The sequence below is a fragment of the Pseudomonas sp. 8O genome (assembly GCF_902506495.1).
GTDB lineage: Bacteria > Pseudomonadota > Gammaproteobacteria > Pseudomonadales > Pseudomonadaceae > Aquipseudomonas > Aquipseudomonas chaetocerotis.
The window spans coordinates 1,722,562-1,748,369 of the sequence record NZ_LR733264.1 but is presented as its reverse complement, the minus strand read 5'-3'; the positions used below and the strand labels follow the sequence as shown (position 1 = coordinate 1,748,369).

The 25,808-nt window shown below is 62.2% G+C and carries 19 protein-coding genes and 2 pseudogenes; 6 read left to right on the top strand and 15 right to left on the bottom strand.

Annotation, left to right across the window (positions count from 1 at the left end):
- Nucleotides 1-2: 2 nt before the first annotated feature.
- Nucleotides 3-1,742: a type I secretion system permease/ATPase gene (locus GV002_RS10775; RefSeq protein ID WP_160018295.1), complete on the bottom strand. Its 1,740-nt coding sequence runs from the start codon at nucleotides 1,740-1,742 to the stop codon at nucleotides 3-5.
- Between the two features lie 668 nt (nucleotides 1,743-2,410).
- Here GV002_RS10775 and GV002_RS10770 point away from each other — a divergent pair.
- Nucleotides 2,411-11,599: pseudogene (locus GV002_RS10770) on the top strand (peroxidase family protein); the annotation flags it as partial.
- A gap of 1 nt (nucleotide 11,600) precedes the next feature.
- Nucleotides 11,601-12,875 (top strand): aspartate aminotransferase family protein (locus GV002_RS10765; RefSeq protein WP_160018924.1); only part of this gene is annotated, 1,275 nt, incomplete at its 5' end.
- Between the two features lie 133 nt (nucleotides 12,876-13,008).
- On the opposite strand, the gene GV002_RS10760 is transcribed toward GV002_RS10765, so the two are convergent.
- The 7 genes and pseudogenes from GV002_RS10760 to GV002_RS10730 form a co-directional block, all read right to left on the bottom strand.
- Complete coding sequence (locus GV002_RS10760; RefSeq protein ID WP_160018294.1) at nucleotides 13,009-14,025, bottom strand: alpha/beta hydrolase; 1,017 nt, start codon at nucleotides 14,023-14,025, stop codon at nucleotides 13,009-13,011.
- Nucleotides 14,026-14,061: 36 nt separating this feature from the next.
- Nucleotides 14,062-14,322: a DUF2790 domain-containing protein gene (locus GV002_RS10755; protein WP_160018293.1), complete on the bottom strand. Its 261-nt coding sequence runs from the start codon at nucleotides 14,320-14,322 to the stop codon at nucleotides 14,062-14,064.
- A gap of 60 nt (nucleotides 14,323-14,382) precedes the next feature.
- Nucleotides 14,383-14,523: pseudogene (locus GV002_RS10750) on the bottom strand (organic hydroperoxide resistance protein); the annotation flags it as partial.
- Between the two features lie 381 nt (nucleotides 14,524-14,904).
- Complete coding sequence (locus GV002_RS10745) at nucleotides 14,905-15,357, bottom strand: MarR family winged helix-turn-helix transcriptional regulator (protein WP_160018292.1); 453 nt, start codon at nucleotides 15,355-15,357, stop codon at nucleotides 14,905-14,907.
- Between the two features lie 60 nt (nucleotides 15,358-15,417).
- Nucleotides 15,418-15,735, bottom strand: coding sequence for an I78 family peptidase inhibitor (locus GV002_RS10740; RefSeq protein WP_160018291.1), 318 nt, complete (start codon nucleotides 15,733-15,735; stop codon nucleotides 15,418-15,420).
- A gap of 17 nt (nucleotides 15,736-15,752) precedes the next feature.
- On the bottom strand, nucleotides 15,753-16,403 hold the full coding sequence (locus GV002_RS10735) for a YceH family protein (RefSeq protein WP_160018290.1): 651 nt from the start codon (nucleotides 16,401-16,403) through the stop codon (nucleotides 15,753-15,755).
- A gap of 48 nt (nucleotides 16,404-16,451) precedes the next feature.
- The gene (locus GV002_RS10730) at nucleotides 16,452-17,018 is read right to left on the bottom strand and encodes a TetR/AcrR family transcriptional regulator (protein ID WP_160018289.1); all 567 of its coding nucleotides are present in this window, start codon (nucleotides 17,016-17,018) and stop codon (nucleotides 16,452-16,454) included.
- Between the two features lie 89 nt (nucleotides 17,019-17,107).
- Between GV002_RS10730 and GV002_RS10725 the strand changes: the two genes are divergently transcribed.
- The 3 genes from GV002_RS10725 (at nucleotide 17,108) to GV002_RS10715 (ending at nucleotide 18,760) form a co-directional block, all read left to right on the top strand.
- Nucleotides 17,108-17,839 carry an SDR family oxidoreductase gene (locus GV002_RS10725; RefSeq protein WP_160018288.1) on the top strand — a complete coding sequence of 244 codons (732 nt, stop codon included), beginning with the start codon at nucleotides 17,108-17,110 and terminating at the stop codon, nucleotides 17,837-17,839.
- A gap of 43 nt (nucleotides 17,840-17,882) precedes the next feature.
- Entirely contained in the window at nucleotides 17,883-18,476 is a 594-nt protein-coding gene (locus tag GV002_RS10720) for a 2-hydroxychromene-2-carboxylate isomerase (RefSeq protein WP_160018287.1), read from the top strand.
- Nucleotides 18,477-18,544: 68 nt separating this feature from the next.
- On the top strand, nucleotides 18,545-18,760 hold the full coding sequence (locus tag GV002_RS10715) for a DUF3820 family protein (protein ID WP_003243834.1): 216 nt from the start codon (nucleotides 18,545-18,547) through the stop codon (nucleotides 18,758-18,760).
- 153 nt (nucleotides 18,761-18,913) lie between these two features.
- Here the strand turns inward: GV002_RS10715 and GV002_RS10710 are convergent, their stop codons facing one another.
- From GV002_RS10710 to fnr, 7 genes are all read right to left on the bottom strand, one after another.
- Nucleotides 18,914-19,162, bottom strand: a complete 249-nt coding sequence (locus GV002_RS10710; RefSeq protein ID WP_160018286.1) for a hypothetical protein — start codon at nucleotides 19,160-19,162, stop codon at nucleotides 18,914-18,916.
- Nucleotides 19,163-19,410: 248 nt separating this feature from the next.
- On the bottom strand, nucleotides 19,411-20,295 hold the full coding sequence (locus GV002_RS10705) for an SDR family NAD(P)-dependent oxidoreductase (RefSeq protein WP_160018285.1): 885 nt from the start codon (nucleotides 20,293-20,295) through the stop codon (nucleotides 19,411-19,413).
- The gene (locus GV002_RS10700; RefSeq protein WP_160018284.1) at nucleotides 20,292-21,845 is read right to left on the bottom strand and encodes a flavin-containing monooxygenase; all 1,554 of its coding nucleotides are present in this window, start codon (nucleotides 21,843-21,845) and stop codon (nucleotides 20,292-20,294) included. The genes GV002_RS10705 and GV002_RS10700 overlap by 4 nt, the downstream gene beginning before the upstream one ends.
- Nucleotides 21,846-21,901: 56 nt before the next feature.
- A complete protein-coding gene (locus GV002_RS10695) occupies nucleotides 21,902-22,738 on the bottom strand; it encodes a metal-dependent hydrolase (RefSeq protein WP_160018283.1) in 837 nt (278 codons plus the stop codon).
- A 237-nt stretch (nucleotides 22,739-22,975) separates the two neighbouring features.
- Entirely contained in the window at nucleotides 22,976-23,791 is an 816-nt protein-coding gene (locus GV002_RS10690; RefSeq protein WP_160018282.1) for an ion transporter, read from the bottom strand.
- 84 nt (nucleotides 23,792-23,875) lie between these two features.
- Nucleotides 23,876-24,424, bottom strand: a complete 549-nt coding sequence (locus GV002_RS10685) for an adenine phosphoribosyltransferase (protein ID WP_160018281.1) — start codon at nucleotides 24,422-24,424, stop codon at nucleotides 23,876-23,878.
- A 41-nt stretch (nucleotides 24,425-24,465) separates the two neighbouring features.
- Nucleotides 24,466-25,200: a fumarate/nitrate reduction transcriptional regulator Fnr gene (gene fnr, locus GV002_RS10680; protein WP_061239107.1), complete on the bottom strand. Its 735-nt coding sequence runs from the start codon at nucleotides 25,198-25,200 to the stop codon at nucleotides 24,466-24,468.
- Between the two features lie 153 nt (nucleotides 25,201-25,353).
- Here fnr and GV002_RS10675 point away from each other — a divergent pair, with 153 nt between their 5' ends.
- Nucleotides 25,354-25,797 (top strand): hypothetical protein, encoded by a 444-nt coding sequence (locus GV002_RS10675; protein WP_160018280.1) that lies wholly within the window; start codon nucleotides 25,354-25,356, stop codon nucleotides 25,795-25,797.
- The last annotated feature ends 11 nt before the right edge of the window (nucleotides 25,798-25,808 follow it).

Sequence of the window (25,808 nt, the reverse complement as noted above, 5' to 3'; positions counted from 1 at the left end):
TGTCACTCCTTGGCCCGTACCGAGGCCAGGGTCGGCGCCCCTTTGCCGGTGGGGACCACGTTGGCCTGGCGCAACGCGGCGAATACCTCATCGCGGCTGCCGAAAATCTGTACAGCGCCTTCGCGCAGTACCAGAACCTTGTCCACCATGCTCAGCACGGTGGGGCGGTGGGAGATCAGCACCAGGGTCTTGCCGCGTTGCTTGAGGTCGAGCAGCGCTTGCAGCAGCGCCGCTTCGCCGACGTCGTCGAGGCTGGCGTTGGGCTCGTCGAGGACGATCAGCGAGGGCTCGCCATAGAGTGCGCGGGCCAGACCGATGCGCTGCTTCTGCCCACCAGACAACGAGCCACCGTCGGCGCTCAGGTGGGTGTCGTAGCCTTGCGGCAGGTGCAGGATCATCTCGTGCACGCCGGCCTGCCTGGCGGCCAGGATCACTGCCTCGCTGTCGATTGCGCCGAAGCGCGCGATGTTCTCGGCGACGCTGCCCTCGAACAGTTCGACGTCCTGCGGCAGGTAGCCGAGCCAGGGACCCAGTTCGGCCTTGTTCCATCGATAGATATCGGCGCCGTCCAGGCGCACCTTGCCGCCTTGCGCTTGCCAGACACCGACCAGCAGGCGTGCCAGGGTGGATTTGCCCGATGCCGAGGGCCCGATGATGCCCAGGGCCTCGCCGGGCGCCAGATTGAAGCTGACACCGCGCAGGATCGGCGTGGGCGAGCCCGGTGCGCTGGCGAAAGCGTTCTCCACGTGGAGCATGCCCAGCGGCTTGGGTAGCGGCATGGAGGGCTTGTGTGCAGGAAAGTCGGTCAGCAGCCCGGACAACCGGGCCCAGGCAGCGCGGCTGGAGAGCAGCTGCTTCCAGGCCGAGATCACCTGCTCCACTGGCGCCAGGGCACGACCGGAGAGGATCGAGCAGGCGATCATCATGCCTGGGGTGATCGTGCCCTGGATTGCCAGCAAGGCGCCGGCGCCCAGGATCAGCGACTGCAGGGTGACGCGCACGAAACGACTGGCCCCGGCGATGTAGGCCGCGCGGTCTGAGGCCAGGGTTTGCAGCTCGAGAATTTTCAGGTGGTTGCCGAACCAGCGCTGACGAATCGCCGGCAGCATGCCCATGGCTTCGATCACTTCGGCATTGCGCAGGTTGTTGTTGGCGAAACTGCCGGATACCAGCGAGGCCTGATTGGCCTCGGCCAGCGGCTTGCGGGTGCTGACTTCGGTCAGCCAGGCCAGGCTCACCAGCAGTAACGAGCCAATCAGGGTAATCAGGCCGAGCAGTGGGTGTACCAGGTAGATCACCAACAGGAAGATCGGGGTCCAGGGGGCGTCGAAGAAGGCGAACAGGCCGTTACCGGTGAGAAACTGGCGAACCTGCGAGAGATCCTGCAGCGCCTGTGCGGGGTTGCCGCCGGCGCGGCGCAGGTTGCGCTCGAAGGCGGCGCCGAAGATGCGCTTGTTGAGCATCATGTCGAGACGGTTGCCGACGCGGATCAGCACGCTCGAGCGCACCACCTCCAACAGCGCCATCAGTACATACAGACCGATCACCAGCACGGTGAGCATCAGCAGGGTGGTGATGTTGCTGCTGACCAGTGCGCGATCATAGACCTGCAGCATATAAACAGCCGGGGTCAGCATCAGCAGGTTGATCACCCCGCTGAAGGCGGCCAGTGCGTAGAAGGTACGGCGCAGGCGAAACAGCACCTCGGCCAGCTCGGAACGCGGGGACTGCGGGACGTCCATGGGACCCTCCGGCACTGCATGTTCGCTGGGTGTCCTGCTTGGGGTGACGGCATTTCGACGATTGATGCGCAGGACCGTCTAGTTAGAGACATTTTTTTGTCTTCTATGGTGTCGCCATGTAGGTATAGATGGAATTTTCGTCGATGTGCAAGGGATTTGAGTGCCTTATTTTTTTGATGCTTCGTTTTGTTTCATCAAAAAAATCTTTATTCAATAAATGCTTATACAGATGTGTCGTGATTGATGAGGCGACTGACGGTATCTTGACAATCCTATTGGCTAGGACTTAAGTCTAGTCGTGTGATCCAAGCCAAGAAGTCGACACGGCTCTCCTTGGCGAGCTCCTGCAAGGGGGTGATCACCATCGGAATCACGTTTTACCGGACGCCTGAGGCGTCTTTGCCAGGGCATTTCGCCGACCCGCAATTGCACGGGTCTCACACTGCCTGATTTCTGACGCTAGGTTTCGTGCCAGCGTGAGCATAGGGACATACCAAGCACTGATTTCACGCCGATCAGCCCAGCATGTCGGTGTGGCAGCGTTTGGCCTCTATCCCGGGAACGCTCTGACGATTGCGCGATGCGCAACGGACTGGGTGGGCTGCTTCTGTGCCAGGGATTCCTTCGACTTCGCGCATTCAGCCGCTGGGTATCCGAGGTGTAAGGAAATGGCCAATTTCATCAAGTCCGATCTCGAGTTCATCCTGCAGCAGATTTTCATTGCCGAGGCGCATGCTGCCGGGCAGAGCCTGAGTGAATTGCTGCCCAATTCCCAGGTGCCCTGGGGACTGCGTACAGTGGATGGCAGCTACAACAACCTGGTGGAGGGCCGTACCTTCTGGGGCGCCGCCGACCAGGAGTTCCTCCTGTTGCTGGACCAGCAGTTCCGCAATGACCAGGACGGCGACACCTTCGATATGAACGGCGGTGCGCCGGGCGGAGAGGTGACCAATACCGATTACGGCGCCACCGGCAATGTGGCCGATGCCGACCCGCGGATCATCTCCAACCTGATCGTCGACCAGACCATCAGCAATCCGGCGGCGGTGCAGGCTTTCATTGATATCGGGATGGGCATGCTGGCTGACGGTAGCCAGTTGGACCCGGATGGCAACCCCTATCCCGTTGGTACCGTACTGGATCTCGACGGAGTGGCGATCCCTGCCGGCCAATCGTTATTTATCCCCAACACTGCGCCGGACGAAGGGCTTTCGGCCGGCTTCAACACCTGGTTCACCTTCTTCGGCCAGTTTTTCGACCATGGCCTGGACCTCGTCAACAAGGGCAGTAACGGCTTCGTCTTCATTGCGCTGCAGCCGGACGACCCACTGTACAACCCGGCCACACCGCAGACCAACTTCATGGTGGTTACCCGTGCCAGCGTCGAGGTGGACGCGGACGGTAACCGTGTGCACGTCAACCAGACCACGCCGTTCGTCGACCAGAACCAGACCTACAGCTCGCACGCCTCGCACCAGGTGTTCCTGCGGGCCTATGTGCTGGTCGACGGCCAACCCATGGTCACCGGCAAACTGCTGACCAACCGCGATCTGGGCGGCGACGGTATTTTCGGCACCGAGGACGACGTGGAGCTTGGCGGTATGGCCACCTGGGGCGTGCTCAAGGCCCAGGCTCGTGACGTGCTGGGCATCGAACTGGACGATCAAGATGTCGGCCGGGTGCCGTTGTTGGCCACCGACCAGTACGGCAACTTCATCCCGGGCGCTAACGGCATGCCGCAACTGGTCACCGCCGGCGGCCTGGTCGAGGCCAGCCTGGCTGCGCCCGTGGACGCCTCCCTGGCGCTGAGCACCGGTCATGGTTTCCTCGACGATATCGCCCACTCGGCCAACCCGTTCAACAGCCAGACCGGCGCGCCGCTGGTGGCCGATGGCGATGATGTGGCCGGGGTCAACGATGGCCTGGCTGGCACCTATGACGACGAACTGCTCGACGCCCACTTCATGGCTGGCGACGGCCGGGTCAACGAGAACATCGGCCTGACCGCCGTGCACCATGTGTTCCACGCCGAGCACAATCGCCTGGTCGAACACACCAAGGACGTGGCCCTGCAGGCCGCCGCCGATGGCGACATCGCCTTTCTCAACCAGTGGCTGTTGCAGCCGGTCGGCGCGATTCCGGCCGATCTATCGACTCTGGTATGGAACGGCGAACGGTTGTTCCAGGCCGCCAAGTTCGGCACCGAGATGCAGTACCAGCACCTGGTGTTCGAGGAGTTCGCGCGCAAGGTGCAGCCATTGGTGGACGAGTTCCTCATCCCCAACGGTTACGATGCCAGCATCAACCCGGCGATCATGGCCGAGTTCGCTCACACCGTGTATCGCTTCGGGCACTCGATGCTGACCGAGACGGTCGATCGCTTCGATCCGACCTTCCAGAACGACAGTAGCATGGGGCTGATCGAGGCCTTCCTCAACCCGCTGGCCTTCGACGATAACGGCACGCTGTCGCCCGAAGAGGCTGCTGGCGCCATCGTCCGCGGCCTGACCCGGCAACTGGGCAACGAGATCGACGAGTTCGTCACCGGCGCCCTGCGCAGCAACCTGCTCGGCCTGCCGCTGGACCTGGCGGCGATCAATATCGCCCGCGGTCGCGACACTGGCGTGCCGTCACTGAACGAGGCGCGCGCCGAATTCTTCGCCATGACTGGCGATAGCCAGCTGCGTCCCTACACCAGTTGGCTGGACTTCGCCCTGCACCTGAAACATCCAGAGTCGCTGATCAACTTCATTGCCGCCTATGGCACACATGCCAGCATCACCGGGGTGACCTCGCTGGCGGCCAAGCGCGCTGCGGCCATGGATATCGTGCTCGGTGGCGGCGCGATCTCCGATGACGCGCGCATGGCCTTCCTCAACGGGCCGGCGGCCAGCACCGGGGTCAATGACATCGACTTCTGGATCGGCGGCCTGGCCGAGCAGATCATGCCCTTCGGCGGCATGCTCGGCTCCAGCTTCAACTTCGTCTTCGAGACGCAGATGGAGGCGCTGCAGAACGGTGACCGCTTCTACTACCTGGCGCGCCTGGATGGCCTCAACTTCCTCACCGAGATGGAGGACAACTCCTTCGCCAAGCTGGTGATGCGCCATACCGATGCGGTGCACCTGCCGGCGGATATCTTCTCCAGGCCGGGGCTGATCCTCGAAGTGAATCAGTCAGCGCAGTTCAACGACGGGCTCGGTAGCGCTGATCCGGTTGGCGACAACCCGCTGATCCCACTGGTTATCCGCGATAACCCGGAGACGCCGGAGGTCGACACCAACTACCTGCGTTACACCGGCGACGAGCACGTGGTGCTCGGCGGCACCGCAGATGACGACGTGATGATCGGCAGTATCGGCGACGACACCCTGTGGGGCGATGGCGGCAATGACCGCCTGGAAGGTGGCGACGGCAACGACGTGATCGAAGGTGGCGCGGGCGACGACATCATCACCGACAAAGGCGGTGACGATGTGCTCAAGGGTGGCGACGGCAACGATGTGATCCACGGCGGTAATGGTTTCAATCTGATCCTCGGCGGCCATGGCAACGACTTCATCATCACCGGTGAGGACGTTTCGGAGGTCTTCGCCGGCACTGGCAACGACTTCATCCTCGGTGCCAAGGGCAACCTGCAGACCGCCGGTAACGAGGGTGACGACTGGATCGAGATCGGCACCCAGGACGGCGCCCCCGGCGACAACCTCGAGCCGTTCTCCACCGATACCGTGAACGGCCATGACGTATTTATCGGCGGTCCCGGTTTCGACGAGGTGATAGGCGAGGGCGGCGATGACATCATGATCGGCTCCGAAGGCGCCGACCACTTCGACGGCAACTCCGGCTTCGACTGGGCGGTGTACAAGGACGATCAGGTCGGGGTGAAGGTCGACCTGATCGTCGATGACTTCGTCGAGCCGCCGGTGGCGCCATCCAATGCCGGTATCCTCGACCGCTTCGCCGAGGTGGAAGGCCTGTCCGGTTCGGCACATGCCGACATCCTGCGCGGCGACAACGCCGACGCAGCGCTGATCGCTCAGGCCGGTGCCCAGGGCAGTCTGCTGACTGCCGAGGGCATCGCCCGCATCACCAACCTGCAGCAGATGCTCACCGAGTTCTTCGGGGCGCCGCAGACCTCCTTCGGTAGCGGCAATATCATCCTCGGCGGTGGCGGCAGCGACGTGCTGGAAGGTCGCGGCGGCGACGACCTGATCGACGGTGATCGCTGGCTCAACGTGCGCATCAGCGTGCGCGAGAACAACGACGGTACGGGCGACGAGGTCGCGTCCTTCAACAGCATGAAAGACATGATCACGCTGATGCTCGACGGCGTTTACAACCCTGGGCAACTGGTGATCCAGCGCGAGATCCTCGATAGCGCCGATAGCTTCGACACCGCGCTTTACGGCGGGCCGCGCGAGAACTACACCGTGACCACGCTGGCCGGCATGACCATCGTCACCGACAACGTTGGCGACGAAGGTGCCGACCGCCTGCTCAATATCGAGCGCATCCAGTTCGCCGACAGCGCCTTGGTGCTGGTCGGCGGCCAGTTCGTCGAGGAAGTGGCGGGTACCGAACAGGGCGGCAACTTCTCGCCCACCGGCGCACTGCAGATTCTCGACGTCAATGGCGACCCCGTCGATGCCCCGGCCATGGGCCAACTGCTGCGGGTTTCCGCCGCAGGCGTCGGCGACGAGGACAATGGCAATGGTCTGATCAATGGCCGGCCGGTCAGCTATGTCTGGCAGTTCGAGGCGGATCCAGGCTCGGGCATCTTCCAGGATATCGTCGAAGAAGGCGGTGCGCGGCCGTCCACCCAGGATGGCGTCTCCTATCGCGTCAGCCCCAACCTGGACGGTCTGGCGATTCGCGTGATCGCCATTTACCAGGACGATAACGGCGTGCTGGAGCGGGTGGCCTCGGTGGCTACCGATCCGGTGGCGGGCGGTGAGCTGCCGCTGCCGCCGGCTCCGCTGCCGGTGGAAAGTGAGGTGGTCAGCCCCGGCAATGGCCTGCGGATGATTCGCTCCGACCTGCAGTTCATCCTCGACCAGATCATCATCGCCGAGCGCCATGCCGCCGGCGAGGAGCTGATGGACATCATCCCCAACTCGCGCCTGCCCTGGGGCCTGCGCACGGTGGATGGTACGTTCAACAACCTCGTCTCCGGGCAGGAGCACTTCGGTGCGGCAGATCAGCCGTTCCCGACCTCGACCACGCAGGACTTCATCAACGACCCCGATGGCGACACCATCGACTTCAATGGGCCGGGCATCCCGGGCGGTGAGTTCAGCAACGGCAACTATGCCTACGATCCGGCCGATGTGACCAATCCGAACGATCCCACCGCGCCCTGGAACGTGGTGGATGCCGATCCGCGGACCATCTCCAACCTGATCGTTGACCAGACCATCACCAATCCGGCAGCGGTACAGGCCTATGTCGATGCCGGCCTGGGCACTCTGGATGTCAACGGTGTGCTACTGGATCTCAATGGCCAGCCAATTCCGGAAGGTATGCCGCTGTTTATCCCCAACAGCGCGCCGGACGAAGGGCTGTCGGCCGGCTTCAACTCCTGGTTCACCCTGTTCGGCCAGTTCTTCGATCACGGCCTGGACCTGGTCAACAAGGGCGGCAACGGTACGGTGTTCATCCCGCTGCAGCCGGACGACCCGCTCTATGTCGAGGGCGGCTCGACCAACTTCATGGTGCTGACCCGGGCCACCAACCAGGCGGTGCTGGCGGGTACGGACGGTGTACTCGGCACGTCGGACGATGTGCATGTGCATGTCAACCAGACCACGCCATTCGTCGACCAGAACCAGACCTACACCTCGCATGCCTCGCATCAGGTGTTCCTGCGCGAGTACGCCATGACCGACGAGGGCCCGGTGGCCACCGGGCGCCTGCTCAACGGCGCCGATGGCGGCCTGCCGACCTGGGCCGAGGTCAAGGCCCAGGCGCTGGACATGCTGGGCATCGTGCTCACCGATGCCGATGTGGTGAACGTGCCGCTGCTGGCTACCGACCAGTACGGCAAGTTCATCCCCGGCCCCAACGGTTATCCGCAGTTCGTCACCGGCGGCGGTCTGGTTTCCGCTGGGCCGGGCGGGGTGGCAGTACCTTCTGACGTCGTGCGCACCAATCACGCCTTCCTCGACGATATTGCGCATAACGCCAACCCCATCAACAGTCAGACTGGCGCGATGAAGACCGCCGATGCTGACGGTATCGTTGGCCTGACCGATGATCTGGGTAATCCTGTGTCGTCCAATCTGTTCTTCGACGACGAGCTGCTCGATGCCCACTTCATCACCGGCGACGGCCGCGGCAACGAGAATATCGGCCTGACCGCCATCCACCATGTGTTCCACGCCGAGCATAACCGCGTGGTGACGCATACCAAGGATGTGGTGCTGGCCTCCAACGATATCGACTTCATCAACCAGTGGTTGCTGGAACCGGTCGATAGCCTGCCGGACAGCCCGGATGGGTTGGTGTGGAATGGCGAGCGACTGTTCCAGGCCGCGCGTTTCGCCACCGAGATGCAGTATCAGCACCTGGTGTTCGAGGAGTTCGCGCGCAAGGTGCAGCCGCAGGTGGACGTGTTCTTCAACGCCACCCAGGTGTACGACAGCACGTTGAATCCGGCAATCATGGCCGAGTTCGCCCACGTGGTGTACCGCTTCGGCCACTCGATGCTGACCGAGACGGTGGATCGCCTCGATCCGAACTTCGTCTCCAGCGAGCTGGGGCTGATCGAAGCATTCCTCAATCCACTGATGTTCAACCAACTGAACAATCCGGACTTCGATCCGCTGCAGCCGGTAGGGCCGGGTAATGAGCAATACATCAGCGTCTCGGCGGAAGAGGCCGCCGGCGCCCTGGCGCGCGGCATGACCCGGCAGTTGGGCAACGAGATCGACGAGTTCGTCACCGAGGCCCTGCGCAACAACCTGCTCGGCCTGCCGCTGGACCTGGCGGCGATCAATCTGGCACGCGGTCGCGAGACTGGGGTGCCGTCGCTCAATGCGGCGCGCCAGGAATTCTATGAAATGACCGGCGATAGCCAGCTGAACCCGTATACCAGCTGGATCGATTTCGCCATGAACCTCAAGCACCAGACCTCGCTGGTCAACTTCATCGCTTCCTACGGTACGCATGCCGCTCTGCAGGCACTCGATGTCGATACTCTGGCCGAGAAACGGGCGGTGGCCTTCGCCCTGGTATTTGGCGGCACGGCACTGATCGATGACGGTACGCCAGAGGGTCGCTTGTTCGACGCGGACGCCGAAGGCGTCGACCGCATGGCCTTCCTCAATGGCCCGGCGGCAACCACTGGGGTCAACGCGATCGACTTCTGGATCGGCGGCCTGGCCGAGAAGATCATGCCCTTCGGCGGCATGCTCGGCTCCAGCTTCAACTTCGTCTTCGAGACGCAGATGGAGGCGCTGCAGGATGCCGACCGCTTCTACTACCTGGAACGGCTGGCTGGCCTGAACATGCTCACCGAGATGGAGAACAACTTCTTCTCGCGCATGGTCATGGCCAACACCGACGCCACCCACCTGCCGGGGGATATCTTCTCCACGCCAGGCTTTATCCTCGAGGTGGACCAAACCAAGCAGTACACCGGCCTGGGCGACGATGGCCGTGCCGATCCAGAAAGCGACAACCCGCTGCTACCAGAGGTGATGCGCGGACCGAACTTCCTGCAGTACAACGGCGGCGAGCATGTGGTGCTCGGTGGTACGGACGGCAATGACACCCTGGTGGGCGGTATCGGCGACGACACCCTGTGGGGCGACGCTGGCAATGATCGACTGGAGGGCGGCTTCGGCAACGACTTCCTCATGGGCGGGGCCGGCGACGACATCATCACCGACATGGGCGGCGATGATGTGATCCGTGCCGGCGAAGGCAACGATGTGATCCATACGGGCAATGGCTTCGACCTGGTGATGGCCGGCCATGGCAAGGACTTCGTAATCTCCGGCGAGGACGGCACGGAGATCTTCGGTGGGCCGGGTGACGACTTCATCCTCGGCACCCGCGGCAACGAGGCGCAGTTCGGTAACGAAGGCAACGACTGGCTGGAGCTGGGCGGCCCCGACGGCAACGGCGGCGACAACTTCAACGAGTTTGGCCTGGACGACGTGATCGGCCACGACGTGTTCATCGGTGAGTTCGGCATCATCGACCGCATGGACGGCGAAGGTGGTGATGACATCATGTTCGGCAACGGCGGCGAGGGTGACCGCTACGTTGGCGGCTCCGGCTTCGACTGGGCGGGCTTCCGCGACGACCCGTTCGGGGTCAACGTGGACTTCCGTCTGCGCGCCTTCGACGAAACGCCGGTGGCACCGTCCGATGTGTCGGTGCTGGCGCGCTTCGAGTTCATGGAAGGGCTGTCGGGTTCGCAGCATGCCGACATCCTCAACGGCGACGACCGTGACGCCACGGCCATTGCGCTATCTGGCGCCTACGGCAGCGTGCTGAGCGACGACTACATGGACATGGTCGACGGCTTGCGGGCGTTCATCAACCAACTGGCCGATCCATTGACCAGCTTCGGTGAGGTCACTTCCTTTGGCGCGGGCAATATCATCCTCGGCGGCAATGGCAGCGACCTGATCGCCGGTAACGGCGGTGACGACCTGATCGACGGTGACATGTGGCTCAACGTGCGCATCAGCGTGCGTGCGAACAACGATGGTACCGGCGCAGAGATCGCCAGCTTCAACAGCATGGTGCCGATGATCCCGTTGATGCTCAACGGCACCTACAACCCGGGACAACTGGTCATCGTCCGCGAGCTGATGTCAGGCACGGTCGACCCGGACGACCTCGGGCAGTCATTCGATACGGCGGTCTACTCGGGGTTGATGTCCGAGTATGAAGTGCTCGAGTGGGGCGACGGCCTGTTCGGTGTACGCCACGTTGGCCTGGATGGTTTGGACAACGATGGTGACGGCCTCCTCGATGTGGTCGGTGCCGATGGTGCGGACATGATCCGCAATATCGAGCGCATCCAGTTCAACGACCAGGTCATGGTGCTGGTCGAAGGGCGCAACGCCGAGGTGGAAGGTGCGCTGCGCATCAGCGATGGCTCGCCCAGCGTCGGCCAGGTGCTCAGCGTATCGGCCGGGCTGGTGCGCGACGCCGACAACATCGGCGTCGGTAATCCGAATGGCGCCATCACCGGCCCCATCAGCTACTACTGGCAAGTGGACCCCGAGGGCGACGGCACCTTCGAAGATATCGTGACGGAAAACATCGGCGGCGAAGCTGCCCGTGCCACCGGCCCGAACTTCACCGTGACGCCTGAGTTCGAGGGGTTGGCCCTGCGCGTCAAGGCGATCTACAAGGACGCGCACGACGTGCTGGAAACCGTGTTCTCGGCGCCGACCAGTTTGGTCGCGCAAGGTGGCGATCCGAACGATCTGCCGGTGGGCAGCGTGCTGCTGAGCAGCATGACGCCGACACTGGGGCAACCGTTGACGGCAATCAATGCCTTTACCGATGCCGACGGGCTCGCCAGCGTGCAGTTCTCTTACCAATGGCAGGCCGGCGCGGGCGGCAACTTCGTCAATATCGCCGGCGCTACCGGGTCGAGCTTTACCCCGACCGTAGCCCAGGCCGGGCAGCAGATCCGGGTGATGGTCCGCTACACCGATAACGGCAATACCCTGGAGTCGCTGACTTCGGCGGCGACTGCGGTGCTGGCTGGAATCATGGTCATGACGACGTTCGGCGGAACCCTGACCGGCACGTCGGGGGCCGAAGTCATGCTGGGTAGCGACGGGGATGACATTCTCCATGGCATGGGTGGGGACGATACGTTGGAGGGTNCCGCGCATCATCACTGAAGCAAAGGGTGTGCACCTGTGGGACAGCGAGGGCAACAAGATCCTCGATGGCATGGCCGGTCTGTGGTGCGTGGCCGTCGGCTATGGCCGCGAGGAACTGGTCGAAGCCGCCAGCGCGCAGATGCGTCAATTGCCGTTCTACAACACCTTCTTCCAGACTGCCCACCCGCCGGTGCTGGAGCTGGCCCATGCCATCTCCCAGCTGGCGCCGGCCGGCATGAACCACGTGTTCTTCACCGGTTCGGGCTCGGAGGGTAACGACACCATGCTGCGCCTGGTGCGCCACTACTGGGCGTGCAAGGGCCTGCCGAACAAGAAGATCATCATCGGCCGCGACAACGGCTACCACGGCTCCACCGTGGCCGGTGCCAGCCTCGGCGGTATGAAATTCATGCACGAGCAGGGCGACTTGCCGATCCCGGGCATCGCGCATATCCCGCAGCCATACTGGTTCGGCGAGGGTGGCGAGCAATCGCCGGAAGCATTTGGCATCTGGGCCGCTGACCAGTTGGAGAAGAAGATTCTCGAACTGGGTGTGGACAATGTGGCGGCCTTTATCGCCGAGCCGATCCAGGGCGCTGGCGGCGTGATCATCCCGCCGGAGACCTACTGGCCGCGCATCAAGGAAATCCTCGGCAAGTACGACATCCTGTTTGTCGCCGATGAAGTGATCTGCGGTTTCGGCCGTACTGGCGAGTGGTTCGGCAGCCAGTACTACGACCTCAAGCCTGACCTGATGACCATCGCCAAGGGCCTCACCAGCGGCTACGTGCCGATGGGCGGGCTGATCGTCAACGACAAGGTGTTCGAGGTGATCGAAGCGCATGGCGACTTCAACCACGGTTTCACTTATTCCGGCCACCCGGTGGCGGCAGCGGTGGGCTTGGAGAACCTGCGCATTCTCAAGGACGAAGGCATCGTCGAACGGGTGAAGGCAGAAACGGCACCGTATTTGCAGCGTCGTCTACGTGAACTGGCGGATCATCCGCTGGTAGGCGAGGTGCGCGGTGTCGGGATGTTGGGTGCCATCGAGTTGGTACAGGACAAGGCGACGCGCAAACGTTATCCGGGTGACAAGGCGGTAGGCATGATCTGCCGCGGCCACTGCTTTAATAATGGTCTGATCATGCGCGCCGTGGGCGACACCATGATCATCGCGCCGCCACTGGTGATCAGCCTGGCGGAAGTGGATGAACTGGTGGAGAAAGCACGCAAGTGCCTGGATCTGACCTGGGAGCAGGTGCGCAGCGCTGTGTAAGCCCGCTGTACCGTGGGAGGGGCTTTAGCCGCGACAGGAAACACTTGCGGCTAGAGCGCAATGCCCCCAGCCGCTTTTACAAAAGCAAAACCCCGCGACCGGCGAAGGTGGCGGGGTTTCGTTTTTCAGCCGCTTACTTGAGGCTGTTCTTCAACGTTTGTGCTGCCTGATCCATGGCGGAGCGTACCGCCGGGACTTCGGACACCACATTGAGCAGGCCGTAGTCGTGGATCATGCCGTTGTAGCGTACGGCAGTCACCGGCACACCGGCGGCGTTCAGGCGGCGAGCGTAGGCTTCGCCTTCATCGCGCAGCACGTCCATCTCGGCGGTCTGCACGAGAGCCGGTGGCAGGCCTTGCAGCTGCTCCAGGCTGGCGCGCAGCGGCGAGGCATGGATCTCGTTACGCTGCTTCGGGTCAGTGGTGTAGTTGTCCCAGAACCATTCCATCATGCCGCGGGTCAGGAAGTGGCCTTCGGCGAACTGGTTGTAGGAGCCGTTGTTGAAGTTGGCGTCGGTCACCGGCCATAGCAGCACCTGGGCGCGCAGTTTCGGCGTACCGGCTTCCTTGGCCTTGATGGCGACCACGGCGGCCATGTTGCCGCCGACGCTATTGCCGGCCACGGCCAGACGCGAGCCGTCGACACCGATCTGGCTGCCGTTATCGGCGACCCACTTCGTGGCGGCATAGGCCTGGTTGATGGCGGTCGGGTACTTGGCTTCCGGCGACGGCGTGTAGTCGACGTAAATCGCGGCTGCGCCAGAACCTACTACCAAGTCACGGATCAGGCGTTCGTGGGTCGGATAATCACCCAGTACCCAGCCACCGCCGTGGAAGAACATGAAGCCCGGCAGAATGCCGCGAGCACCTTCAGGGCGTACCACCTTTAGGGTGAGCGACTGGCCATTGACCTGGATCACCTTGGTGTCCACGACGATGCCGGACAGGTCCACCTTGACACTGGCCTGAGCACCTACCAGTACGGCGCGGGCGTCTTTCGGCGAGAGGGTTTCCAGCGGCTGACCGCCACCGGCTGCCAGGGCATCGAGGAAGCCTTGGGTGTTGCGCTCCACGCCGGGGCTGCCGGCAGCGAAGCTGCTGTTGATGGCCAGGGCGAGCAGCCCGGCAGTCAGAGTGCGAGAAATGTTCATGGTCAAGCTCCTGTCGATCAGTTGGGCTGCTGGTTTTCAGTTTTGGTTGGTGCAAACGCTGGAGAGTTGTTCGTAGCTGAGAACTTCCACGTCACCCGCGCTGTTTCGGTAGGTCATCGTCGCCGTGACCACTTCGCACTGCGGGCTGTTGGGCACGTCGATGGAAATCACCTTGGCGATATCCAGGTTCTGGCCATAGCGGTAGGGCGTGGCCTCGGCACTGTGGGCGAGGCTGGTGAGCGACGCGCTGAGCGCGAGAGTAGTCAGGGCGGTGGCGAACAGGGTGCGGGTTTTCATGGGGGTTCTCCTCTTGGGGCCCGCGCTCGGGCGATGGCCGCGAGCGCTGGCTGCCAGCTGTCAGACGATGGTCAAGGTGACGTCGATGTTGCCGCGGGTGGCGTTGGAGTACGGGCAGACGATGTGCGCGCGATCCACCAGGGTTTGTGCGGCTTCTTGGGTCAGGCCGGGCAGGCTGATGCGCAGTTCCACTTCGATGCCGCGCGGTACAGAACGTTTTCGATAGTCATGGCATTGATCCTTGTCGGTGGGGTGGTGATGGATTGGCTTGCTAATCTTTTGTGCGCTAACCGTTTCCATGGAGCGAACTATATTGCGCAAAACATTAGTGCACAAGATAAATAAATGGAAGATTTGGTTATATGTGTTTGCTTTTCAGGAATAAGTAGGCGCGGCAAGGGTTGTGGCCATGCTTTGCAGCAGATTTTGTAGGTGATTTGCCAGATTCAGAGCGAATCGAGGCTCAGGATGAGCCAGTGAGCGAGGTGTGAATAGACGATGGAGGCCGTTGAGCACGGTGTGAACAGGGTTTCGCCTAGCAGGGGGATAGCGAGAGCAGGCGATGGCTGGCATCGCCTGGGGTCAGAGAGCGTCTTGCAGGTGGCTGCGCAGTTCGATCAGGTCGCCACGCAGCTTGCCCAGCTGTTCCATGTTCAACGCAGAAGCCTTGAGGATGCAGGCAGGCAATGCTTTGGCTTGTTCGTGCAGGGCGCGACCTTTGTCGGTCAGGTACAGCTGCACCACGCGCTCGTCCTGACTGCTGCGCTGGCGTTGCAGCAGGCCTTCGCTTTCCAGGCGCTTGAGTAAAGGCGTCAGCGAGCCGGGGTCGGTCAGCATGCGCGCGCTGATCTCACTGACGGTGATGCCCTCGTTTTCCCACAGCACCAGCATGGCCAGATACTGCGGATAGGTGAGACCGAGCGCCTGCAGCAGGGGCTTGTAGGTCTTGGTCATCATCAGCGAGGTGGAATAGAGGGCGAAGCACAGCTGGTTGTCCAGCATCAGCTCGGCGCAGGGTTCCACTTGGGAAGTCATGGCATTGGCCTGTGCAAAGGGGATGGCAGTGATGCGGGGCAACCCGCACCACCGGTGACATCAGCCGCAGGATACGCGGGTGATCACTCGCTGATCGTCAACGTTGAGGTTAAGGCGTTGACCATTGTATTCCAAGGTCACAACGCTGTTTGGCGTGAGAATGCGAGCAGTGCTCGCTCCAGCTTGCTGGCGTGCCTGTTCGAGCAGTTCGGGTGTCGCGGTCTGGCCTTTGAAATGCTCCACAGCGGACGAAGTGCAGCTGTCCGGTGCAGGGCCGTTCGGCGCGGCTGCGGGTGCCGGCTTCTCAGTGGTGCTGCTGCAACCGGCTGCGAGCAGGGTGGCGCCTAGGATGAGGCAGATACGAGTTTTGAAATTCAATGCATGAGCTCCTTGGGTTATTGCGCGCCTTCCAGGCGCGCCAGACGTTCTTCGAGGGCGGCGATGCGCGCATCGAGTTCGACCAGTCTATCTTCACTAGGTGCCGCAGCCTCCCCGCGAACAGCAGGGCGGCTGGCCAGCAGGCTTTCCAGATCTGCAGATTCGCCCAGCAGATGCATGTAGCGATCCTCGCGCTGACCACTCTGGCGCGGCAGCAGTAGCGCCAGACCTCGACCGATAAGACGCTCCAGCTGATGCTGGACCTCCGCGACATCGTCGAAATCGTGCATGCGATTGCTGCGCGTGAGCAGCTCATTGAGCGTCTGCGGGCCGCGCAACAGCAGCAGGCCGAGCAGTACAGTCTGTGGTTTGACCAACTCCAGCTGCTTGTCGCAACGCTGTTCCCAGCGGTCGGCACGGCTGCCCATCACCAGGTGCACCAGCTTGCGACCTTCCAGGCTGCGCAAGTAGCGCCCGACTTCACCGGTTTCCAGGTTCATCAAGGGTTCGCGACTGGTTTTCTGGTTGCAGGCTAGTTGCACGGCATTGAGCGTCAGCGGATAGGTTTCCGGCGTGGTCAGCTGCTTTTCGATCAGGCAGCCGAGGATGCGCACCTCGACGGCGTGCAGCGGGGTTTCACCAACCAGCGGGGAAGGGGTGTGCGACATGGATCAATCCTGGCAGAAAGAACCCGCATAGGTTAACGGCATCCGCGCTCAGCTGACAGGCTTCAATGTGTGTTCGAGCATGTCCAGGCTGGCGCCGAGCACCTGCTGGCGCGATTCCTGGCTGGCCATCATGCGCGCCAGCAGCAGGCTGCCCAGGCATTGCGCGAGAATCGTCCAGGCCAGTTGCGGGTCACCGATGATCTCGGCCCAGGTGCTCTGCAACTGCAGGATCTGCTGCTCGGTACGCAGCCGGACGCGTTCATCGGCACGGGCGATCTCCGCACCCAGGCTCGGTAGTACACAGCCTTTGTCCGGCTGCTCGACATGCGCCAGGCTGAGATAGGCTGTCAGGCAGCGTTGCAGCTTGTCACGCCCGGCGTCACCCGGTTCGCCGCCAAGCCGGCTCAGGCTGTTGCGCAGTTCACGTTCGATCAGTTCGGCGAACAAGTCGTCCTTGCTCGGGAAGTGGCTGTAGAAAGCCGCGCCAGTCAGGCCAATGGTGTTCATCAACGCATCGACACCGGTCACGGCAAAACCTTGCTCTTTGGCAATGGCGCCACTGCTGGCGAGCAGGCGCTCGCGGGTTTCGGCCTTGTGTTCGGCGGAATAGCGCATGGGTGACAACGTTCTATGCTGGGTTGACCTGTCCGAGAGCATAGCATAACGTTCGTTCAGCTAACGACCGTTAGTTAATGGAGGAAGCCATGCACGAGAACAAGAAAGTCGCGTTGATCATTGGGGCTGGTGATGCCACCGGCGGCGCCATCGCCCGGCGTTTTGCCCGTGAGGGGTATGTCGCCTGCGTCACCCGGCGCAGCCTGGATAAGCTGCAACCGCTGCTGGAGGAAATTCGCGGCGAAGGCGGTGAGGCGCACGGTTTTGCTTCCGATGCACGGCGCGAGGAGCAGGTGGCTGAACTGGTCGAGAGCATCGAGCGTGACATCGGGCCGATCGAGGTGATGGTGTTCAATATCGGCGCCAACGTGCCTTGCAGCATCCTCGATGAAACTGCACGCAAGTACTTCAAGATCTGGGAAATGGCCTGCTTCTCAGGCTTTCTCACCAGTCAGGCGGTGGCCAGGCGAATGGTCGCCCGTGGCCGTGGCACCATCCTGTTTACCGGCGCGACCGCGGGTCTGCGTGGCGCCGCCGGATTTGCCGCTTTCGCCGGGGCCAAGCACGGTATCCGGGCGCTGGCGCAGAGCATGGCGCGTGAGCTGGGGCCGTTGAATGTCCATGTAGCCCATGTGGTGGTTGATGGTGCCATCGATACCGCCTTTATTCGCGACAGCTTTCCCGAGCTCTACGCCAAGAAGGATCAGGATGGCATTCTCGATCCCGAGCACATTGCCGACAGCTATTGGTTTTTGCATGCACAGCCGCGCGACGCCTGGACCTTCGAGCTGGATCTGCGGCCGTGGATGGAGCGCTGGTAATCTGTGCTGAGCCCATAATCACAATAACGAGCGAGTGAAACTGATGAGCAAGACGGTGGAGTTCTTCTTCGATCTGGGCAGCCCGGCGTCCTACCTGGCCTATACCCAGCTGCCTGATCTGTGTCGCGTCGCAGGCGCTGAGCTGGTGTATCGGCCGATGCTGCTCGGCGGCGTGTTCCAGGCCACTGGCAACGCCTCACCGGCGATGATTCCGGCCAAGGGCCGTTACATGATTCGCGACCTGGCGCGCTTTGCCGAGCGTTACGGCGTGCCGATGCGCTTCAATCCGCATTTTCCGATCAATACCCTGACGCTGATGCGCCTGCTGGTGGCGGTGCAGATGCATCAGTCGGAACGTTTCGACGATGCCTTGCAGGCGCTGTTCCGGGCAATCTGGGTCGACGGGGTGAACATGGGGGATCCGGCCAAGGTGGCAGGTGTGCTGGTTGCCGCTGGTTTCGACGTGGCCGTCCTGCAGGTGCAGATCGCTGAACCGGCAGTGAAGGACGCGCTCAAGGCGACTACCGAGGAGGCGGTCAAGCGCGGCGTATTTGGCGCGCCGACCTGCTTTGTCGGCGGCGAGATGTTCTTCGGTCAGGATCGCCTGGATTTCGTTCGCGAAGCACTTCGCGGCTAGGTGCTTTTCGTCCAGGGCCTGATGCCTGGCACAATGGCCGGATCATTTTCCGGCCATTCGAGTAACCGATGAACCCCGAAGCGCTGAAACTCCTGGTGACCCGCCGTATGCCTTACGGCAAGTACAAAGATCGACTGATCGCCGATCTGCCGGGCCACTACCTCAACTGGTTCGCCCGCACGGGTTTTCCCAAGGGCGAGCTGGGTCAGCTGCTCGCGCTGATGCAGGAGATCGACCACAACGGCCTCAAACCGTTGCTCGATCCGTTGCGCGACCGTTCGTAGCCCGGATGCAATCCGGGGACAATTTTCGATCTCTCCCGGATTCCATCCGGGTCACGACTCGTAGGGCGCGTCACGCGCACCGCCCCTGCACGTTGCCAAAGTAGCCAGTGCAGGCCATCGGTGCGCACGGCGCACCCTACGTCTGAGTTGGCCTCAATGCCAACTGCGGCCATGATCCAGCTTCTGGTCCACCAGCCATTTGCCATGGGCGATGGACGCGTGCTGGGCCTTGTTCAGGTCATCCATGAAGGCGTAATCCACCGGCAAGGTCTGGCGTTTGCTGGTGTTGCCGTTGGGATCGGTAATCTGGCAACCGCCAGCCCAGGGTGTCGGCAGGCCGGGGTGTTCCATGACACAGGCGTGGATGGTGTGGTCACGGTGGGTGCAGGTAAGCGCGCTCATGAGGCCACCTCGTGGATCAAGGCGCCGCTCTCGGTGTCGACGCTACACCGAGGTTCCAGCTGGGAGCCGGTGGCGGCGCCGCGTGGATGAGTGATGCGTCTGCCTCCCAACCTTAGCGCAAATGCTGGCGAACCGAATGTTGGCCGACAAACGTGCCACTTTTCTCGCGTTGTCGCCCGCGCCCACCCTGATTCTCGAGGCTCTGGGCATTGTGCGTACCAAGGGCATGCAACCAGCATCGGTGCGCCCTAGGATATCTCGCGCACCCCGTCCGTGCGCCGTGCTTTGGGCGCGAAGCGGGCAGCCAGGCGCATCGACAGTGTGACCAGGCGTTGGTACAGCGCCGGCATGCTGCGTTGCATCCAGTCCAGGGCATGGGCATCGGCGCCGATAAGGATGCGCCGCTTGTTGGCCAGCACTCCATTTACGATGACCTTCGCCGCCTGTTCCGGCGTGGTGCGCAGCAACTGGTCGTTGAATTGCTGGCGCGCCTGCTCGGCTTCCTGGCCGGTGACCTTGGCCAGGCTGCCGTTCATCCGCGCGGTCTTGGCGATGTTGGTGCGGATGCCGCCGGGGTGCACGCAACTGGCGGAAACGCCGCAGGCGGCCATGTCCAGTTCCTGGCGAAGCGACTCGGTAAAGCCGCGCACGGCGAACTTGCTGGCGTTGTAAGCGCTCATGCCGGGCTGGGAGAACAGGCCGAAGACGCTGGAGACGTTGACCACATGGCCCTGGCCCGCCGCCTTGAGGTACGGCAGGAAGGCTTTGGTACCGTTAACCACGCCCCAGAAGTTGATGCTCATGATCCATTCGTAATCGGCGTAGGCGTTGCCTTCCACGGTGCCGCCCTGAGCCACGCCGGCATTGTTGAAGATGGCGTTGACTCGGCCGAACTCGCTGACGATCTGCTCGGCCCAGGCCTCGACGGCAGCACGGTCGGCAACGTCGACCTGCTGCTGGCTGACGCTGACGCCGAGCTTGCGCGCCTGTTCGGCGGTTTCCTTGAGGCCCTCGACGTTGATGTCGGACAGCGCCAGGTGGCAACCCTGGCGCGCCAGGTGACAGGCGAGGGCACGGCCGATACCTGAGCCGGCGCCGGTGATGGCGGCTACTTTGTTCTCGAAGGATTTCATGCGCTGACCTCCTGCGCGTCGAGGCTGATGGCACTGCTCTGCGCCGGGTGAGCGGCGTGCTGGCGGCTGAAGTGGTAGGCATGCGGATCGAAGTGGCGGGTCAGCATGCGATAGCGCCAGGTGAAACCTGGCCACACCGTGCAGTTGCGCCCGCTGACCGGATGCAGGTACCAGCTCATGCAGCCGCCGGCGTTCCATACGGTGTTGCCGAGAGTGCCCTGGATCTTCTTATTGAAGGCGTCCTGCGCCTCGCGCTTGGGCTCCAGGCTCTGCAGCCGGCCCTCTTCGAGTTGCTTGAGGGCGCCGAGCACATAGGTGATCTGCGACTCGATCATGTAAACCATGGAGTTATGGCCCAGGCCGGTGTTCGGGCCCATGAGGAAGAACAGATTGGGAAAGCCGGCAGTCATGGTGCCCTTGTAGGCTTCCGGGCCCTCGGGCCAGGTGTCGAGCAGGTCTACACCGCCACGGCCGAACACCGTGCCGCGTGGTAGCGGGTCGCTCGGGGTGAAGCCGGTGCCGAAGATGATGGCATCGATTTCGCGCTCCTGGCCGTCGACGCTGCGCACGCCGCTGGGCAGGATTTCGGCGATACCGTTGGTGATCACCTCGACGTTGGCCTGAGTCAGCGCCGGGTAGTAATCGTTGGAGATCAGCACGCGCTTGCAGCCCATGGTGTAGTCCGGGGTGACCTTGGCGCGCAGCAGCGGGTCCTTGATCTGCTTCTTGATATACAGCTTGGCGATACCCTGGGCCATGCGCAGCAGGCGCGGGGCGAAGGCGAAGGCTATCACTCGGCTTTCGAGAATGCCGTACAGCGCGCCGCGCCAGAGCTTCTGCGCCAGCGGGAAGCGCCTGAAGCGCATGCGCTCGCCATCGCGGATGGCACGATCGGGCTTGGGCATGATCCACGGCGCGGTGCGCTGGTAAAGATCGAGCCGCGCGACCTGCTGCTGGATCTGCGGCACGAACTGGATGGCCGATGCGCCAGTGCCGATTACCGCCACGCGCTTGCCGGTCAGGTCATAGTCGTGGTTCCACTGTTGCGAGTGGAAGACCTCGCCAGTGAAATGCTCCAGACCCTTGAGCTTGGGAATCGAGGGCGTCGACAGGGCGCCCATGCCGGAGATCACGAATTGCGCGCTGTACTGGTTGCCGGCGCGGTCCTGCAGATGCCAAAGCTCGGCGTGCTCATCCCAGCGCATCTGCCCCACTTCTGTGTCCAGCAGGGTCTTGTCCTGCAGGCGGTACTTCTCCCAGCAACCTTCCAGGTACGCCTTGATTTCCGGCTGCCTGGCGAACATTCGCGTCCAGTTCGGGTTGGGCTCGAAGGAGAAGGAATATAGATGCGATTGCACGTCGCAGCCGCAGCCCGGGTAGTTGTTGACGCGCCAGGTGCCGCCGACACCTGCTTCCTTTTCGAACAGCAGGAAGTCCTGCTCGCCCTGTTGCTTGAGGCGAATGGCCATACCGAGGCCGGAGAAGCCGCTGCCGAGGATGGCGATCTTGCATCGGCGGACAGCGCTAGGGGGTGACACGGGCGCATTCATGACCGAACTCCTGCTTGTCGTTCTTGTTGGTGTCTACATCTGTACGTCAAGAGGCTTCAGCTGCTGAAACCGAGGCGCTCGCGCCAGCGATTTTCCAGCTTGTCGGTGTCGTGATCCCTGGGGTGGAAGCCTGGGCGGTAGTAGTCCAGATACGGACCGAGCAGCCTGGTGAAGAAGCCATTACGTGGGCCGAACAGCTTCTTCAGGCCGAAGCCCCAGCTGCGCCAGTTGAACAGTTGCTCGTCCTTGCGCAGCAGGTGAATCTGGAACCAGCCGATCACGCCGAGGAACATCAGGGTGGTCAGCATCATCACCAGCGTACGGGTGAAGTAGCCGCCGTAGACCTTCTGGTAGACGTCGTAGCACACGGCCTTGTGCTCGTTTTCCTCGATGGCGTGCCACATCCACAGTTGATAGAGCTTCGGGTCGTTCATCTGGGTGGTGAGGTCCTCACGGTTGAGTAACTGCTCGGCCATGGTCGCGGTGAAGTGCTCAAGGGCGCATGTCGCTGCCAGGCGTTGCTTCTTGGTGCTGAAGCGGGTCGTCCATTCGAGCAATACCTTGATGCGCAGCTCGAGGCGCTCCAGGTCGATATCGTGCTCGTTGGCGTAGTCGTTATAGGCCGCATGCTCCTTGGAGTGCATGGCCTCCTGACCGATGAAGGCGCTGATGTCTTTTTTCAGCTGCGGCTCGCTGACCTGGTCGCGTACGGCGCGCACGCTGTCGACGAAGAACTTCTCACCGTAGGGGAACAGCGACGACAGGTTGTTCATGAAATGGCTCATGAACGGGTCGTCGTAGAACCAGTATTTCGGTGTATCGCTGAAACTGAAGTCCATGCGACGCACCGGAAAGCTGGATTTGGGCTGGGGGAGTGGAGTACTGGCGCTCATCGTTCGAGTCCTCTTCTGGGGCGTTGGTGCTCCCGATTGTTGTGCGGCTTGGGCTGGCAGCACTCGGTGCCGAAGGTGGTTAATCTCGACAGACCAACTGTGTCATTGAACGATGTAACTATCGGGCGTGCGGGCGCTGAGCGCCGCCAACTTAAGGCGGGTCTGATGGGCAGATATCAGGGGGGAAGGTGCGCAACCCGCAGCGCCAGAAGCGGCGGATTGCGCTGACGGCGGGGCTTACGGCGTGTTACGGCGCAGCTCGGCCACTTCGCTGCGCAGTGCGCGCAGCTCGTCGAGAATCGCCTGTGCGCGAGCTGCTGCGGCCTGCTCCTCGGCATCTGGCTCATGGGTGCTCTGCATCGCGTTGACGATAACGGCGATGAACAGGTTGAGCATCATGAATGTCGCGACGAGGATATAGGGCACGAAGAACAGCCAGGCCAGCGGATGTTCTTCCATCACCGGGCGCACGATGCCCATCGACCAGCTTTCCAGGGTCATCACCTGGAACAGGGTGTAGAGGCTGGCGCCGATGTTACCGAACCATTCGGGGAAGCTTTCACCGAACAGTTGGGTGGCCATTACCGCGGCGACGTAGAACACCAACCCCATCAGCATGACGATGCTGCCCATGCCAGGCAGCGAAGCGAGCAGTGCCTGCACTACCTTGCGCATGCTCGGATTGATCGACACCAGTCGCAGTACCCGTAGCACGCGCAAGGCACGCAGAACGGCGAAGGGGCCGCTGGCCGGTACCAGGGCGATGCCGACCACCAGGCAATCGAATACGGCCCAGGGATCGCGCAGCAGGCCGATGCCGCGCGCGACGAAGCGCAGCGCCAGCTCGATGACGAAGCAGGCGAGGATGAAGGTATCGAGGATCAGCAGTGGCGCGCCCCATTCGGCCATGATCGACGGTGAGGTCTGCAGGCCGAGAATGACGGCATTGATGATGATCAGCAGGGTGATCAGGCGTTGTACGGGCGTGCCGTCGATGACAGCGCCCAGGCGCTGGCGCCAATCGCTGGATGGATTCAGTTCGAGTTCGTGCATGGGAGTCTGGTCAAGGTAATCGGTGATGCCGGGCACTGCCCGGCTTGATCAACAACCCACTTGCGGGTTGGCAGGTGCTTCGGCTCAATGATCGTCGAGCGCGAAGGCCGTCAGCGTGAAGGTGGGGATGCCGGCGTCCTGCAGTTTCTGCGAGCCGCCCAGCTCAGGCAGGTCGATGATCGCGGCGGCCTCGAAGACCGCTGCGCGCATGCGTCGCACCAGGTTGGCAGCAGCGATCAGGGTGCCGCCGGTGGCGATAAGGTCATCGAAGATCAGCACCGAATCGCCTTCACAGAGACTGTCGCTGTGCACTTCGAGGAAGGCTTCGCCATATTCGGTCTGGTAGCCCTCACTGAGCACGTCAGCCGGCAGTTTGCCCTGCTTGCGAAACAGCACCAGGGGTTTGTTGAGTTCGTAGGCGATGATCGAGCCGATCAGGAAGCCGCGCGCATCCATGACACCGATATGGCTGAACTCGGCTTCCACGTAACGCTGGATGAAACTGTCGGCGACCATGCGCAGGGCGCGCGGCGACTGGAACAGTGGGGTGATGTCGCGAAAGATGACGCCCGGCTTGGGGAAGTCCGGTACCGGGCGGATCAGGGTCTTGATGCTGAATTCGTCAAAGATCATCGTGGGTCCTAATGCGTTGAGCCCGCGAATACCTTGCGAACTCAAACGTCGAGATTACCGCCAGCCAGAGCACACAGCTCGATCGGGTCGAGAATGTGTACTTCCTTGCCTTCGGCTTCGAGCAGCTTGTTCTGTTGGAAGCGGGTAAATACGCGAGACACCGTCTCTACCGCAAGACCCAAATAGTTACCAATTTCGTTGCGCGACATGGCCAGGCGGAACTGGTTGGCCGAGAAGCCGCGTGCGCGGAAGCGGGCGGAGAGATTGACCAGGAAGGTGGCGATACGTTCGTCGGCGGTTTTCTTCGACAGCAACAGCATCATCTGCTGATCGTCGCGGATTTCACGGCTCATGATACGCATCAGCTGGCGGCGCAGCTGTGGTAGCTGCAGGGCCAGGTCGTCGAGGCGTTCGAAGGGAATTTCGCAAACCGAAGTGGTTTCCAGCGCCTGTGCGGAAACCGGATAGCGCTCGCCGTCGACGCCAGACAGGCCGACCAGCTCGCTGGGCAGATGGAAGCCGGTGATCTGCTCCTCACCGCCATCGCTCAGGCTGAAGGTCTTCAGCGCACCGGAGCGTACGGCGAATACGGAACCGAAGGTATCACCCTGGCGGAACAGGAATTCGCCCTTCTTCAGCGGACGGCCGCGTTTGACGATGTCGTCGAGCGCGTCCATGTCTTCCATGTTCAACGAAATGGGCAGGCACAAGGCAGCCAGGCTGCAATCCTTGCAATGGGCTTGATGCTGCTTGTGCAGCTTGATGCTCTCGGACATCGTTGGGCTTCCCGGATATACACGCAATGTTCGTAAGGGTACCGCAGGGCTTGGGTGGCGGCCAGTCATATAAAGGCTGACCGAGCGCTCAAGTTTAGCCGCAGGGTGCCGATTCAGATTGTAGAACCATAGTCCAACGCAGGGAGCAGCGCGATGCGCATACCATCAAGTGGGCCGCTGAGTAATCTTGCCCAGGGCGTTCAGCGACAATTTATCGCAGTCGAGCGGACCCCCGAGGAGGTGCGCGAGGGGCTCCGTGTGAATCTGTCCGAGTTAGGCAAGAGCATGTCGGCCAAGTCCGACAAGAACGAGGACATCGATAACAGCGATCTGCCCAAGGCGATCAAGGACCTGCTCAAGATGATCCGCGAGTTGCGTGCGCAGATCGTCGAGAAGCAGGCGCAGATCGAGGCGATCATGAGCGATCAGAGCCTCGATGCGGAAACCCGGCGCCAGCAGCTTGAAGGGCTGCAGACCGAGTTGGCGTCGCTCAACAGCGCATTGACTGCGGCCAATGCCAATCTGATCAAGCTGATGCGTGATAACGACTTGTCGAGTGAGCAGATGCAAACCGCTGCCACGTTGGCGATGGGTTGATCCGGCGCCAG